This window comes from Dactylosporangium sp. NPDC005572 (genome assembly GCF_040605515.1).
In the GTDB taxonomy this organism is placed as follows: Bacteria; Actinomycetota; Actinomycetes; order Mycobacteriales; family Micromonosporaceae; genus Dactylosporangium.
Window position 1 is genome coordinate 1 of sequence record NZ_JBEXCY010000120.1, and the last position, 14,167, is coordinate 14,167.

Below are 14,167 nucleotides of genomic sequence, written 5' to 3' on the forward strand. Positions count from 1 at the left end.
CCCCTCTATAACACCCTCCCCCTTACCCCCAGTCCCCCACCCCCCCCCCCTCTGACCGGCCCGGTCCGGCCCACCCCCTCCCCCCCCGGTGTGGGGTCGGTCGACCGACCGAAGGTTTGCGGCGCCCGTTGGGACACTCGGTCGGTCGACCGACTGAAGATCCGCCGCCACCGGGACACTCGGTCGGTCGACCGACCGAACCTCCGCCGGCACCGCGGGCGAGGACCACGGCGTGCCGGCCACGATCGCGCCGTCCACGCCCGGCAGCGTCGCCGCCAGGTGCAGCGCGTGCAGCGCGCCCTCGTCGGAGCCGACCAGCACCACCGGCGCCACCGCCTCCGCGGCGGCCGAAGCGGCGGTGGACGGGGTGACCGAGCGGACCGCGTACCCGTCGACGGCCAACCGGCGCCCGAAGCGGTCGTAGACCCCCGCGTGCTCGCCGCGGCCCGGGAGGATCAGCAGCGTGCCGCGCACGGCGATCGCCGCCGGCGGGTCCCAGCGGGCGCCGGCCACCACCGGCGCCCCCACCGTTGCCGTCACCGGGCACCCGCCGCGAGCGCCGGCTCGGACGCAGCGGTCGCCGCGCGGTGGGCCAGCTCCTGGCGGACCAGCGGGAGGAGGTGGCGGCCGTAGTCGATGGCGTCGTCCAGCGGGTCGTAGCCGCGGATCAGCAGCGTCGTCACGCCGATGTCGACGTAGTCCAGGAGGGCCTGGGCCACCGTTTCCGGGGTACCGACGAGGGCCGTGGAGTTGCCGCCGGCGCCGGTGGCCTTGGCCGGGGCGGTCCACAGTGCCCGGTCGTGGATGTCGGACCTGTCCGCCGCCGCCAGGAGGCGCTGCGAGCCCACGTTCTCCGGCGGGCCGTCCGTGCGCCAGGCGCGCGCCGGCCAGTTCGACCGGCCGGTGACGATCGTGTCGAGGATCGCGTGCGCGCGCTCCCAGGCCAGGTCCTCCGTCGGGCCCAGGATCGGGCGGAACGAGACGCTGATGCCCGGCGGCGTCGTGCGGCCGGCGGCCGTCGCGGCGGCGCGGACGGAGGCGATCTGCTCGGCCGTCTCGCGCAGCGGCTCGCCCCACAGGGCGAACGTGTCGGCGTGCCGGCCCCCGACCCGGTACGCCGCCTCCGACGAGCCCCCGAAGTACAGCGGGATCCGGTGTGCCGGCTGGACGTGGGCGGCGAAGTCGTCGAACTTGTAGAACGTCCCGTCGTAGGAGAACGGCTCGGGTGAGGACCAGGCCCGGCGCAGGATCTCGAGGTACTCGTCGGTGCGGGCGTAGCGGTCGTCCTTGTCGAGGTAGTCGCCGTCGCGGCGCTGCTCGGCGTTGTTGCCGCCGGTGATCGTGTGCACCGCGACCCGGCCCCCGCTGAACTGGTCCAGCGTGGCGAACTGCCGGGCGGCCAGGGTCGGGGCGACGAAGCCGGGGCGGTGGGCGATGAGCAGGCCGAGGCGCTCGGTGTGGGCCGCGACGTGGGCCGCGACCTGGCCGCCCTCGGGCCAGCCGGAACCGTAGCCGATGAGGATCCGGTCGAAGCCGGCGTCCTCGTGGGCGCGGGCGAAGCGGCGCGTGTACGCCGGGTCGATGACCGGCCCGCTCGGCGCGTGGATCTCGGAGGCGTGCTGGGTGCCGATCATGCCGATGAACTCGACCGTCATGGCGTGGTCTCCTTGTCGTGGTGACGGGACAGCGCGGACCTTCCGGCCGCGGCGAGGATGGTGTCGTCCTGCGGGGTGTGGATGCGCGCGCACAGCACGTCGCGCAGGTGCCGTTCGAGCGGGTTGCGGCGGTTGAGGGCGTTGTTGCCGATGAGCGCGACGGCCTCCTGCACCGACTCGATCGCGGCCCGAGTGCCGATGAGCTTGCCGATCGAGGCCTGCGCGGCGTCCCCGGCGTCGGCGGCCGCGGCGAGCGCGCGGACCAGCACGTGGGCCGACGTCAGGCGGGCCGAGATCTCACCGACCGCCGACTGGAACCGGGGCAGCGTCGCCAGCGGCCGGCCCAGCGACGTGGGGACGCGCTCGTGCAGGAACCGCACCAGCCACTCCAGCGCGGCGTCGGCGACCCCGAGGTACAGCGCCGTCAGCCCGAGCGAGTTCCACGCCATCCCGATCTCGTCGCGGGCGTCGGGCGACGGCGCCGTCAGCCCGGCGGTGGCGTCGAGCGGGACGCGCACCCCGTCGAGGTACACGTCGTCGCTGCGGCTGGCCCGCAGGCCGAGATGGTCCCAGGTCGGCTCGATCCGCACGCCGGGGCTGCCGCCGCGCACGAGGAACGACCCGGTGCGCGGCTCCTCCTCGTCGGTGCGGGCCCAGACGAGCAGCCAGGACAGGGCGACGGCGCCGGTCGAGAAGATCTTGTGCCCGGTGAGCGACCAGGCGTCGCCGTCGCGCCGCGCGACGGTCGCGGGCAGCCCGCCCCGCGCGGGAGTGCCGAGCTCGGGCTCGACCCGCAGCGCGTTGACGAGCGCGGGACCGGCCTGGGACGACGCGAGCAGGGCGGCGTAGTACGGCTCGGGCCACGAGGGCTGCCGCGCCTGCGCCGCGTGGGTGAACAGCGTCATCGCGGTGACGAGCGCGACGGCGGGGTCGCCCGCGCCCAGTGCGGTGAGGATGTCGACGGTACGGGCAAGGCCGGCCCCCTCCCCGCCGTAGCGCGCACCGACGGTCGCCGTGAGCAGCCCGTGCTTGTGGACGAGCTCGATCCCCTCGTGCGGGAACGTGGCGTCGCGGTCGTGGTCGGCGGCCCGCTCGGCGAGCCGGGCGGTGACGAGCGGGAGATCACTCACGGCAGACTCCTCAACGGGGGCTCGTGGACGGTCACCGGCGGCACCGGGCCGGCCCAGGGCGCGACGTCGACCCGGGCGTGCTGGCCGGTGCAGCCCTGGGAGAGCGCCGAGCTGGGGACGTCGGCGGTGAGGACGTTGGGGTTGCCGTGCACGCACAGCACTCCGCCGCCGGGCTCGTCGACCGGGTCGAACCAGGCGCCGGTCGGCAGCCGCAGCACGCCGGGACGCAGGCCGTCGTCGAGGACGGCACCGGCGAGGCAGGCGCCGCGGTCGTTGAAGACCCGCACGACCGCGCCCGCGGTGATGCCCCGGGCGGCGGCGTCGGCCGGGTGGATGCGCAGCGCCTCGCGCCCCGCGACCTTGCCGGCCCGGCTCACCGCGCCGACGTCGAGCTGGCTGTGCAGCCGGGTCTCGGGCTGGTTGGCGATGAGCACCAGCGGGTACCGGTCGACCGGCGGGGCCAGCCAGACCGGGTGGCCGGGGCAGTCGGGGTAGCCGAACGACGCGATCGTCGCCGAGTACAGCTCGATCCGCCCGCTCGGCGTGCGCAGCGGGTGCGCGTCGGGGTCGGCCCGGAACGCCTCGAAGAGCGTGCGGTGCGCGGGGCCGGACGGCAGCTCGTACGAGCCCGCCGCCCAGAACTCGTCGAACGTGGGCGCCTCGGGGCCGCGCCAGCCGTCGTAGAGGTGGCGCAGCCACTCCAGCGGCGTGCGGCCCTCCGTGAACCGGTCGGCGAAGCCGAGCCGGTCCGCGAGCCCGGCCAGGATCGCGTGGTCGTCGCGGGCCTGCCCGACCGGGTCGAGGACCCGGCGCATGGCGACGAGGTGCGTGTCGCGGCGGCCGCCGCCGAGGTCGTCGCGCTCCAGGGTGGTCGTCACGGGCAGGACCAGGTCGGCGTGGCGGGCGGTGGAGGTCCAGTGCGGCTCGTGGACGACGACGGTGTCGGGACGCCCGAACGCGGTGCGCAGCCGGGCCAGGTCCTGGTGGTGGTGGAACGGGTTGCCGCCGGCCCAGTGGACCAGGCGGATGTCGGGGTACGTGCGCCGCTCGCCGTCGTAGTCGTAGGCGCCGCCCGGGTTCAGCAGCAGGTCGGCGATGCGGGCGACCGGGATGAACGAGCGGACCGGGTTGGCGCCCTGCGGCAGGAACGGCAGGCGGGTGGCCGGGCCGGTGTCGCCGACGTCGCCCATGGAGCCGTAGCCGTGGCCGAACCCGCCGCCGGGCAGGCCGATCTGGCCCAGGAGCGCGGCTAGGGCGATGGCCGCCCACACGGGCTGCTCGCCGTACCGGATCCGCTGCAGCGACCACGTGACCGTCACGAGCGTCCGGCCGGCCGCCATCCGCCGGGCGAGGGCCCGGATGTCGCCGGCGGGCACGCCGCAGATCGGCGCGGCCCAGTCGGCGCTGCGGCCACCGGCGACGAGCGAGTCCGCGAAGCGTTCGAAGCCGACGGTGTACCGCCGGACGAACGCGAGATCGGCCAGGTCCTCGACGAGCAGCGTGTGCGCGAGCGCGAGCAGCAGCGCCGTGTCCGTGCCCGGCTCCACCGGCAGCCACTCGCACGGCATCGGCAGGTCGGCCCGCAGCGGGCTGACCAGCACCACGGGCACCCCTCGCGCGGCGAGCCGATCGAGGTGGCCGGGCGTGCCGTGCCGGGTGACGCCGCCGGGCGTGACGAAGACGTTCTTGGCCGGGATGCCGCCGAACGCGACGACCAGCTCCGTGTGCTCGGTGATGGTGGGCCACGAGGAGGCGTTGCGCAGCACCTCCTCGGCGTCGCCGACGACGTGCGGCAGCAGCACGGCCGACGTGCCGTTGCTGTACGAGTTGCGGGAGCCGGTGTAGCCGCCGAACAGGTTGAGGAAGCGGTGCAGCTGGCTCTGCGCGTGATGGAACCGGCCGGCGCTGGCCCAGCCGTACGAGCCGCCGAAGACCGCCGCGTTGCCGTGCTCCCGGCGGACCCGGTCCAGCTCGCCGGCCAGCAGGTCGAGCGCGGTGTCCCAGCCGACCTCGACGAACTCGTCGCGGCCGCGCCGGTCGGTCGGGCCGGGGCCGTGCTCCAGCCAGCCGCGGCGGACCGCCGGGGCGTGCACCCGGGTGGGGTGCGTGACGCCGTCGGCGATGTTGCCGAGCAGGGGCGACGGCGCTGGGTCGGCCGGGTGCGGCGCGACCGCGAGCGCGCCGTCGACGAGCCGGGCCGTGTAGGCGCCCCAGTGCGAGGTGGTGACCGTCATCGCACGGCCGCCAGCCACTCGCCCGCGTGGTGGCAGGCGACCGCGCGGGTGTCGCCGGTCAGCTCCGGGACCGCCGCGCACGCGCTGGTTGCGAAGGGGCAGCGGTCCGCGTAGGAGCACCCGTCCTCGGACACCGGGCCGTCGCCCACGCGGCGCAGGCGGGCGGCGGGGATCGGGTGTTCGCGGCGCACGCTCGGGGCCGAGGCCGTCAGCAGGGCCGTGTACGGGTGGCGCGGGTCGGTCAGCACCTCCTCGGTCGGGCCGTGCTCGACGAGCCGGCCGCCGTAGAGGACGGCGACGCGGTCGGCGATGCCGGCCAGCGAGCTCAGGTCGTGCGAGATGACGACGACCGTGACGCCGGCCGCGGTGCGCAGGTCGGCGAGCAGGCGCAGGACGTGGTTGCGGTTCGAGGCGTCGAGCGCGCTCACCGGCTCGTCGCACAGCAGCAGCCGCGGGCGCATCGCGATGGCCCGGGCCAGCAGGACCCGCTGCCGCTGGCCGCCCGAGATGCGGCCCGGGGTGCGGGTCGCGAGGGCCGGGTCGAGGCCGACCTGGCTCAGCGCCCACTCGACGCGGTCGCCGACCGGCCGGCCGGCGACCGTGAGGCCCTCGGCGACGATGGTGGCCACGGTGTGCTGCGGGTCGAGGGCGCGCAGCGGGTCCTGGAAGACGTACTGCACCTGCCCGGTGCGCCGCCAGTCGCGCAGCGCGCGGCCGCGCAGGCCGGTGAGGTCCGTGCCGTCGAAGCGGATCCGCCCGGCCGTGACCGGCGCGAGGCCGACGACGGCACGGGCGAGCGTGGTCTTGCCGGAGCCGGTCTCGCCGATGATGCCGAGGATTTCGCCGGTACCGACGTGCAGCGACACCCCGGACAGGATCCGATGACGGCGGTAGGCCACGTCGACGCCCTCGATCGACAGCAGCGCGCTCATCGGGCACCCACCAGCGCCAGGTCGGCCGCCCGGTGGCAGCGCACCTGCCGGTCGCCGTCGAGCGTGGTCAGCGCGACCGGGGACGCGCAGGCGTCGGTGGCGTGCGCGCAGCGCTCGGCGAACCGGCAGCCGGCGGGCAGGGCGCCGAGCTCCGGCGGGCGGCCGGGGATCACCTCCAGCGAGCGGCGGCGCCAGTCGCCGAGCGACGCGACGCGCAGCAGCGCCTCGGTGTACGGGTGCCGCGGGTTCGCGATGACCTCGGCGGTGGGGCCCTGCTCGACGATCTCGCCGGCGTAGAACACGACGACCCGGTCGCAGACCTCGGCGACGACGGCGAGGTCGTGGCTCACCAGCAGCAGGGCGAGGCCGCGCTCCTCCCGCAGCCGGCGCAGCAGCTCCAGCACCTCGGCCTGCACGGCCGCGTCGAGCGCGGTGGTGGCCTCGTCGGCGACGAGCAGGTCGGGCTCGCCGGCGACCGCGATCGCGATGAGCGTGCGCTGGAGCATGCCGCCGGAGAGCTCGTGGGGGTACTGGTCGACGACCCGCTCGGCCCGCCGGATGCCCATCGCGGCGAGCAGCTCGACGGCGGCGGCCCGGGTCTGCCGGCGGGGCAGGCCGCGCTTGAGCCGGAGCTGCTCGGCGAGCTGGCGGCCGACGGTGAGCGACGGGTTGAGGTACGACGCCGGATCCTGGAACACGGCGGCGAGCCGGTTGCCGCGGACGCGGTCCCAGCCCCGGCGGTCCAGTCCGGTGAGCGGGGCACCGTCGAGCTCGATCGTGCCGGCGGTGACCGCCACGCCGGGCGGCAGCACGCCGAGCACGGCCCGGCAGGTCAGGGTCTTGCCGGAGCCGGACTCGCCGACGAGCCCGACCGATTCTCCCTTGTGGACGGTGAACGACACGTCCCGGACCGCCGCACCCCGGCCGGCGACGGAAACGTCGAGGTCGTCAACGCGCAAGACCGGCATCGACCCGCTCCTTCGAAGTGGTGTGGTCGGCGAGGGCGTTGAGGGCGGCGACGGTGACCATGATCAGCGCCGCCGGGATGACCGGCGCCCACGGCTGCTGGGCAAGGAAGCCGAGGTCGCTGGCGAGCACGCCGCCCCAGGTGGGGGCGGGCGGCTTGACGCCGATGCCGAGGAACGTCAGCGACGACACGGCGAGCAGCGCGCCGCCGGTGGCCTGGGCCGCGGTGACGGCGACGGTCGGCAGCACCTTGCCCCAGACGTGGGTGCGCAGGATCCGGGTGCGGGAGGCGCCGAAGAGCTCGGCCGCCTCGACGTACTGCGCCCGGGTGAGCCGCAGCCCGGCCGCCCGCGTCACCCGGAAGAACAGCGGCGCGAACAGCGCCCCGATGGCGAGCATCGCCTGGGTCAGGCCGTTGCCGAGGATGCCGGTGACGGCGACCGCGAACACGATGAACGGCAGGGTCATGAGGGCGTCGGCGGCGCGCAGCAGCAGCCACTCGACGGTCCGGCCCAGCCACAGCGACGCGAGCCCGGGCACGACGCCGAGCAGCAGGCCGACGCCGACGCTCTGGATCGCGGCGAGCACGGTGGCGCCGGTGCCGGCGACGAGCCGGCTGAACACGTCGCGCCCGAGGTAGTCGGTGCCGAACGGGTGGGCCGGGCTGGGGCCGCGCAGCGCCAGGTCGGGGTTCTGCAGCAGCGGGTCGTGCGGCGCGATCGCCCCGCCGGCGACGGCGAGGACGGCGACCACGACGAGCACGCCGATCGCGGTGCGTCTCATTGGCGGCCTCCCTGCGGGGTGAGCCGGAGCAGGGCCAGGTTGACCAGGGTGTTGCAGACGAGCACGACGGTGATGGTGACGAGCAGGGTGCCCTGGATCAGCGGGACGTCGTGCTGGTCGGCGGCCTGGAGCGCGAGCCGCGCGACGCCGGGCAGGTTGAAGATCTTCTCGGTGACGACGGCGCCGCCGAGCACCATCGGCACGCCGACGCCGAGCACGGTCAGGGCGGGGCCGACCGCGTTGCGCAGCGCGTGGCGGAACAGCACCCGGCGGGGGCCGAGCCCGCGGACCACGGCCCCCGTCACGTAGTTCTCGCCGAGCTGGCCGACGAGCGAGGTGCGCAGCTGCCGGGCGATCGACGCGGCGATGTCGAGGCTGAGCGCCAGCGCCGGCAGGATCGCGAACCGCAGCCACGGTACGAACCCGGCCTCGAGCGGCACGTATCCGCCGGCCGGGAGCGCGCCGAGCAGCACCGAGAAGACGACGATGAGCCCGATGCCGATGACGAACGGCGGCAGCGTGCCGAGCCCGGAGGCGACGAACGTGACGACCCGGTCGAACCGGCTGCCCGGCCGCAGCGCCGCCCCGATCCCGGCGGCGCCGCCGAGCAGGACCGCCAGGACGACGGCGAGCCCGGCGAGGGTCAGGTCCACCGGCAGCGCCGCGAAGATGCTGTCGGAGACCGGGATCGTGGTGAAGTAGGAGCGGCCGAGGTCGCCGGTGAGCGCGTCGCCGAGCCAGTCGGCGTAGCGGACCAGGAACGGCCGGTCGAGCCCGAACTCGTGGTTCATCCGGGCGATGTCGGCCGGGGTGGCCGTCTCGCCGAGGACGGCCGCCGCCGGGTTGCTCGGCGACAGCGCGCCGAGCCCGAACGTGAGCAGTGAGGCCAGGACGAACACGACCACCGGCGTCGCGAGCGTGGGCGCGAGCCGTCTGGTCCGGGCCGCGCGCCGCTCCAGCAGCAGGGTCATGACACGGTCACGCCCTCGAAGCGCTGGACCACGGTGAACTCGGGGATCGCCGAGACGCCGGGTCGGCGGGCCAGGATGCGGGGCACGCTGTAGAGGAAGACGTTCGGCATCGAACGGACCGCGGTCGCGGTCGCCTCCTGGAGCACCTTCGCGTAGTCCGGCGAGTCGAGCGGGGTCCTGCTCACCCTGGCCAGCGCGTCGGCCAGCTCCTGCGGGTGCTGGCGGCCCGGGTTCATCAGGCCCTCCTTGCCGAAGAGCACCTGGAACGCCTGCACCGCCGAGTCGCGGCCGGCGAACTGGTCGACGAACAGCGCCTTGGAGTGCTGCACGTACACCAGCTGCGTGGCCTGCGCCTGCGGGATGACCTCGATCGTGGGCTTGAACCCGACCGCCTGGAGCTGCGACTGGAGCTGCTCGGGCACGCCGGCGGCGGCCGCGGTGGTGATGACGAGGTCGACGGGCGCACCCCGGTAGCTGGACTCGGCGAGCAGCTGCTTGGCCTTGTCCGGGTTGTAGGCGTAGATGCCGTCGAGGGCCGGGTTGTTGCCGACGTAGCCCTTCGGGAACGGCTGGTAGGCGACGTCGCCGTGGCCGAACTGCGCGGTCTTCAGCAGCGCGGCCCGGTCGACGGCGTACCGCAGGGCCTCGGTGACCTTCGGGTCGTCGAACGGCTTCTTGGTGATGTTCACATCGAGCACGGCGACGACGAGCGACGGGATGACCTGCACCTGGAGGCCGGCCGCCTTGGCCGCCTCGACCTGGCTGCCGGGGATCTGGGCCACGTCGTACTGGCCGGACTGGAGCGCGGCCACGACCGTCGCCGCCTCGGGCAGCGGGTACGCCTCGAAGTTCTGCAGCCTGATGTTCGCCGCGTCCCAGTAGTCGGGGTTCTTGACCAGCACCGCCTTGGCGTTCTGGGTGTACGACGTCAGCGTGAACGGGCCGGCCCCGACCGGCTTGGTGGCGAGGGCGGCGGCGTCGCTCTCGAACGCCTTCGGGCTCACGATCATGCCCGTCTTGCCGGCCAGCAGGTTGGGGATCTGGAAGTCGGGCGCCTTGAGCCTGATGACGACGGTACCGCTGTCCGGCGCCTCGACCGCCGCGACGTTCACCAGCTGCGGGCCGACCAGGGACTTGGGGAAGTCGCGGCCGCGCTCCAGGCTCTTCTTGACGGCGACCGCGTCGAGCGGGGTGCCGTCGGAGAACCGCAGGCCGGGCCGGAGCGTGAAGACGACCTCGGTGCCGTCGGCGTTGTACTTCCAGCCGGTGGCGAGGGCCGGGACCGCGTCGCCCCGCTCGTCGAGCTTGGTGAGGCCGGCGTACACCAGGGACAGCACGTGCACGTCCCAGCCGGCCGAGCTGGTCACCGGGTCCCAGCTGGTGGTCAGCGCCCAGCCCCACTTGAGCGTGCCGCCGCCGGAGGCGCCCGGGACGGTGCCGTCGCCGCACGCACCGAGCAGCGTCGCGGCGCCGGTGGCGGCGCCGAGGCCGAGGAACGACCGGCGGCTGATGTTCGTCTTCATGGGAGCCCTTCTCCGGGGTTTTCATGGGGTTTCGGGGTTCGGGGTTCGGGGTTTCGGGGTTTTTTGGGGTGCACGGAACCGCCCGCCGGCGCGGGACGTCGTCGTCGTGATGTGGGCGCACTCGGCCCGGAGGGAATGACTTATCGACAGAGGGCGCTTGCGGTGCGCCGGAAGTCGACGTAGCGCCGTGCCACGCCGGGGTGGGTCGAGGTCATGTGCCCATCATGCGGAGGCGCCGGAAGTCTCGTCAATAGCCATCAAGAAGTGTCCTATTGTTCGAGACAAATCAGATGGGCTTTATAGGAGTTGAGAGGGGCCGTCAGCGCAGCGCCGGATGGGTCCTGGCCTCGTCCTCGGCCAGCCAGACCCGGCCGCCGGGCGTGTCGAAGGACACGGCGCCGGGCACGCTCCCGGCCTCCGCCTCGGTCAGGCTCGCGTACCGGCACAGCGCGTCCTGCGGGGCCAGCGGGGCCGGCTCGCGGACCGAGCCGGGCGCGACCCGCTCGGCCGCCGCCGCGTACTCCGCGTACGGCCGCCAGCCGGGGACGACCGCCCGCCCCCCGGGGCCCTGGAACAGCAGCGTGGGCAGCGCGTAGCGGTGGCCGTCGTCGTCCACCGGCTTGGCGCGGCCGTTGTGCGGGCCGGGGTCGTCGATGCGCAGCACCTCCGGTACCGGCGAACGACACTCCTGAAAGTCGGCCTCGATCGACGCGCGCACGCGCTCGGACGCGGCGTCGGCCGCCAGGCGGTCCTCGTCGAGGCCGGGGATGCCCGCCACGGCGCGCAGCGCGCGCTCCGGCGTGTCGGCCGGGCGGCCCAGGAGGAACACGGTCTCGCGCAGGCGGCGCAGCGCACGCTCGGCGACGGCGTCGCCCTGCGCCTGCGCGGCCCGGGCGACGAGGGACGACGGCCGGCTCGTGAGGGCGACCCGCTCCAGCACCGCCGGCCACGGCGCGCGGGTGTGCTGGGCGATCTGCTGGAGATGGCGGTGGTACCACGCCGTCTCCGCCGCCGGGTCGGGCGCGGGGTCGTCGCAGTCGTCGAAGAGGATGCCGAACACGCGCCGCCAGCGCGCGCCCGGCAGCGCCGCCCGCAGCCGGCGGAACGTGGGCTCCGAGCCCCACGCCCACGGGCACATCGGGTCGGTGTACTCGACGACGGTGAGCGTCATTCCACCGTCGACCACAGGCTCGGCAGGTTGACGACCACGCCCTCCTGGCTGCTGCGGGCGATCACGACGACCGCCTCGGTCCCGCCGGGGTTCTCCTCGCGATGGGGCACGTACGGCGGCACGAAGATGTAGTCGCCCGGTGCGGTCTCCAGCCGTACCTCCTGATCCCCCTCGGCGAAGACGAACACCGGGTTGCCGGAGACCACGTAGATGGCGGTCTCGGTCTCGCCGTGGTGGTGGTCGCCGGAGGACGTGGCCGGGGCGACGTGCGTCTGGCCCATCCAGACCTTCGACGAGCCGACGGTCTTGCCGGAGATCGCCTCCAGGCGGGTCATCCCGGACGTCTGGCGGGTGTCGCCGCTGAGGTCGGCGCCCCTGATGTGGCGCAGCGGGGCGTGCCAGTGGTCGGTGCCGTCGGTCATGCGGGCGCTCCCAGGGGCAGGCGGAGCAGCGTGGCCGCGGGCTCCGGCGGGTTGTCGGTGAGCAGGTCGGCGATCGTCACGCCCATGAGGATCTCCTCGGTGCGGGCCTGGATGGCGCGCCAGACGGCGGTCACGCCGGGGACCCGGGTGGCGTCGGACGGGTCGGTGCCGTGGATGGTCAGCAGCTCGCCGTCGACGGCCGCGAACACGTCGGCGAGCGTGATGGTGGCGGCGGCGCGGCCCAGCCAGTAGCCGCCCTCGCAGCCGCGCTGGCTGCGCACGAGCCCGGTGCGCCGCAGGTCGCGCAGCACGCTCTTGAGGAACCGGTACGGGATGTGCTGCGCCGCGGCGATCCCCTCGCAGACGAGCGGCCGCTGGACGTCCGCGGCCAGCTCGACGAGCGCCCGGATCGCGTAGTCCGCCTTCGCCGAGATGCGCATGCCAAACCATACCAAGGGACTCTGGTTGGTATCCATTCCCGGTCCGCGGGCCTTTTGCCCGATCTGCCGCTACCTGCCGGTGCGCAGGCCCGCCAGTACCGTCTCGATCAACCGCTGATGGGTCACCGCGAGGTCCTGCGGCAGGCCGAACGCGCCGCCCGACTGCAGGCTCGCGAAGCCGTGCAGCGCGGCGCGGGTGACCCGGGTGGCGTGGACGAGCTCGTCGTCGTCGAGCCCGTACCCCTTCAGCACCGCGTAGAACAGCGCGGCGAGCCGCTCCCCCGCGGCCTGCACCGCGGGGTCGGGGTCCGGCTGCTGGGGCACGGCCGCGTAGCGGTGCGGGTGCTCGGTGGCATAGTCGTGGTAGGCCCGCATGAGCGCCTCCAGGGCGTCGTCACCGCTGCGGCCGAGCACGGCCCGCGTGATCCGGCCCTCCAGCTCCCCGAAGAGCCGCACGGCGAGCAGGCCGCGCAGCTCCCCGAGGCTCTTCACGTGCTTGTACAGCGAGGGCGTGGCGACGCCGGTCCGCGCCGCCACGGCGGCCAGGGTCAGCGCCTCCGGCCCACCCTCGTCGACGATCGCGAGGGCGGCGCCGACGACGGCGTCCTGGTTGAGCCCGGCCCTAGGCATTCTGGTGGCTCTTCAGGCTCTTCAGGAAGGCCAGCACCGCCGCGGCCGTCTCCTCGGGGAACTCGGAGTGCGGGTAGTGCCCGGCTCCGTCGATCATCACGACGCTGCCGTTGATCCGCCCCGCGACGAGCCGCGCCTCGGCCGCCGGGTCCGGGAAGTCGGGGTCCTTGGTGCCCATGACGACGAGCGCGGGCGTGCGCACCTCGGGCATGCGCGCCTCGCAGACCGACTTGTCGGCGTCGCCCATGGCCTTGATGGCGGCCATCCGCCCCGGCTCGGCAAGACTGGCCTTGAGCGCCTGCCGCTCGGCCGGGTTCGGCTTCCGGGTCTTGTACAGCGAGGCCCAGAACATCATCCACAATGGACGGTAGGTGGTGGCCGCCCACTGCGCGGCCCGCATGACGAGATTCGGCTTCGGCATGACCCGGGCGAACGGCCCACCGAGCACGATGGCACCGAACAACTCGGGCGCCTCGGCGGCGGCCCAGATGGCGGTGGCTGCCGTGTAGGAGTTGGTGACGAGGATCGCGGGGCCGGCGTTGAGATGCTTGACGAGCGCGATGGCGTCGCGGCCGATGGCCTGGGGCGAGTAGTCGGTCCAGTGGGCGTCGGTCTCGCCGGCGCCGCGCAGGTCCATGGTGACGACGCGGTAGCCGGCCTGGACCATCAGCGGGACGAACGGCTCGTACGTCTGCCGCGTCACCCCCATCCCCGGCAGGCACAGCACCAACGGCCCGTCGTTCGCAGTGTCGTCGTAGGCGATCCGTCCACCTTCAAAGCTAATCTCCATAGCTAAAAAACTAATGCCGTTAGCTATCGCTGTCAAGACCTGCGGCCGGAAGAGCCCGACTCGCGCATGGTCGGTCGACCGACTCACACCCAAGGATTCGGTCGGTCGACCGACTGACCACGGAAGCTCAACTCCGGCACCCGTCGGCCGCGCCGCGGACATCGCCCGACGCGGACCCATGATCATGGGAAGGATCTGGTCGCTGGGGCAGCCAGATCTTTCCCATGATCATGGGCGCCGTCCGCGACCAGCGGACCAGACCTCGCCGCACTGGCAGATCCCGCGTCCTCGGCGCGCACGGGCTGAGTTCGGTCGGTCGACCGACCGAACCTTCTCCGCGCACCCGCGCACTCGCGCACTCGCGCACTCGCGCACTCGGTCGGTCGACCGACCAAATGTCCGCGCTCCCCCGGTCGGCCGACCGACCGAACCTTCTCCGCGCACTCGAGCACTCACGCACTCACGCACTCGCGCACTCGGTCGGTCGACCGACCAAATGTCCGCGCTCCCCCGGTCGGCC

Annotated in this window: 14 protein-coding genes; 1 reads left to right on the plus strand and 13 read right to left on the minus strand. The window is 74.2% G+C overall.

The genetic code is table 11. The features are described 5' to 3' along the window. The first annotated feature begins 232 nt into the window (after positions 1-232). Positions 233-424 (plus strand): hypothetical protein, encoded by a 192-nt coding sequence (locus ABZS66_RS39455; protein ID WP_354767000.1) that lies wholly within the window; start codon positions 233-235, stop codon positions 422-424. A gap of 112 nt (positions 425-536) precedes the next feature. Here the strand turns inward: ABZS66_RS39455 and ABZS66_RS39460 are convergent, their stop codons facing one another. From ABZS66_RS39460 to ABZS66_RS39520, 13 genes are all read right to left on the minus strand, one after another. Next, positions 537-1,655, minus strand: a complete 1,119-nt coding sequence (locus tag ABZS66_RS39460) for an LLM class flavin-dependent oxidoreductase (protein WP_354767002.1) — start codon at positions 1,653-1,655, stop codon at positions 537-539. After that, a complete protein-coding gene (locus ABZS66_RS39465; protein WP_354767004.1) occupies positions 1,652-2,785 on the minus strand; it encodes an acyl-CoA dehydrogenase family protein in 1,134 nt (377 codons plus the stop codon). The genes ABZS66_RS39460 and ABZS66_RS39465 overlap by 4 nt, the downstream gene beginning before the upstream one ends. Beyond that, the gene (locus tag ABZS66_RS39470; protein ID WP_354767006.1) at positions 2,782-5,019 is read right to left on the minus strand and encodes a molybdopterin-dependent oxidoreductase; all 2,238 of its coding nucleotides are present in this window, start codon (positions 5,017-5,019) and stop codon (positions 2,782-2,784) included. Before ABZS66_RS39470 ends, ABZS66_RS39465 begins: the two co-directional genes overlap by 4 nt. After that, positions 5,016-5,951, minus strand: a complete 936-nt coding sequence (locus ABZS66_RS39475; protein WP_354767008.1) for an ABC transporter ATP-binding protein — start codon at positions 5,949-5,951, stop codon at positions 5,016-5,018. Before ABZS66_RS39475 ends, ABZS66_RS39470 begins: the two co-directional genes overlap by 4 nt. Then, positions 5,948-6,919 (minus strand): ABC transporter ATP-binding protein, encoded by a 972-nt coding sequence (locus ABZS66_RS39480; protein WP_354767010.1) that lies wholly within the window; start codon positions 6,917-6,919, stop codon positions 5,948-5,950. The genes ABZS66_RS39475 and ABZS66_RS39480 overlap by 4 nt, the downstream gene beginning before the upstream one ends. Beyond that, entirely contained in the window at positions 6,900-7,700 is an 801-nt protein-coding gene (locus ABZS66_RS39485) for an ABC transporter permease (RefSeq protein WP_354767012.1), read from the minus strand. Before ABZS66_RS39485 ends, ABZS66_RS39480 begins: the two co-directional genes overlap by 20 nt. After that, on the minus strand, positions 7,697-8,671 hold the full coding sequence (locus tag ABZS66_RS39490) for an ABC transporter permease (protein WP_354767014.1): 975 nt from the start codon (positions 8,669-8,671) through the stop codon (positions 7,697-7,699). Before ABZS66_RS39490 ends, ABZS66_RS39485 begins: the two co-directional genes overlap by 4 nt. Then, positions 8,668-10,194 (minus strand): ABC transporter substrate-binding protein, encoded by a 1,527-nt coding sequence (locus tag ABZS66_RS39495; RefSeq protein WP_354767016.1) that lies wholly within the window; start codon positions 10,192-10,194, stop codon positions 8,668-8,670. The genes ABZS66_RS39490 and ABZS66_RS39495 overlap by 4 nt, the downstream gene beginning before the upstream one ends. A 319-nt stretch (positions 10,195-10,513) precedes the next feature. Further along, positions 10,514-11,365 (minus strand): DsbA family protein, encoded by an 852-nt coding sequence (locus ABZS66_RS39500; RefSeq protein WP_354767018.1) that lies wholly within the window; start codon positions 11,363-11,365, stop codon positions 10,514-10,516. Further along, positions 11,362-11,787: a cupin domain-containing protein gene (locus ABZS66_RS39505; protein WP_354767020.1), complete on the minus strand. Its 426-nt coding sequence runs from the start codon at positions 11,785-11,787 to the stop codon at positions 11,362-11,364. Before ABZS66_RS39505 ends, ABZS66_RS39500 begins: the two co-directional genes overlap by 4 nt. Next, on the minus strand, positions 11,784-12,227 hold the full coding sequence (locus tag ABZS66_RS39510; protein WP_354767021.1) for an Rrf2 family transcriptional regulator: 444 nt from the start codon (positions 12,225-12,227) through the stop codon (positions 11,784-11,786). The genes ABZS66_RS39505 and ABZS66_RS39510 overlap by 4 nt, the downstream gene beginning before the upstream one ends. 69 nt (positions 12,228-12,296) lie before the next feature. Then, positions 12,297-12,857, minus strand: a complete 561-nt coding sequence (locus ABZS66_RS39515; protein ID WP_354767023.1) for a WHG domain-containing protein — start codon at positions 12,855-12,857, stop codon at positions 12,297-12,299. Continuing rightward, complete coding sequence (locus ABZS66_RS39520; RefSeq protein ID WP_354767025.1) at positions 12,850-13,647, minus strand: alpha/beta hydrolase; 798 nt, start codon at positions 13,645-13,647, stop codon at positions 12,850-12,852. The genes ABZS66_RS39515 and ABZS66_RS39520 overlap by 8 nt, the downstream gene beginning before the upstream one ends. Positions 13,648-14,167: the final 520 nt, after the last annotated feature.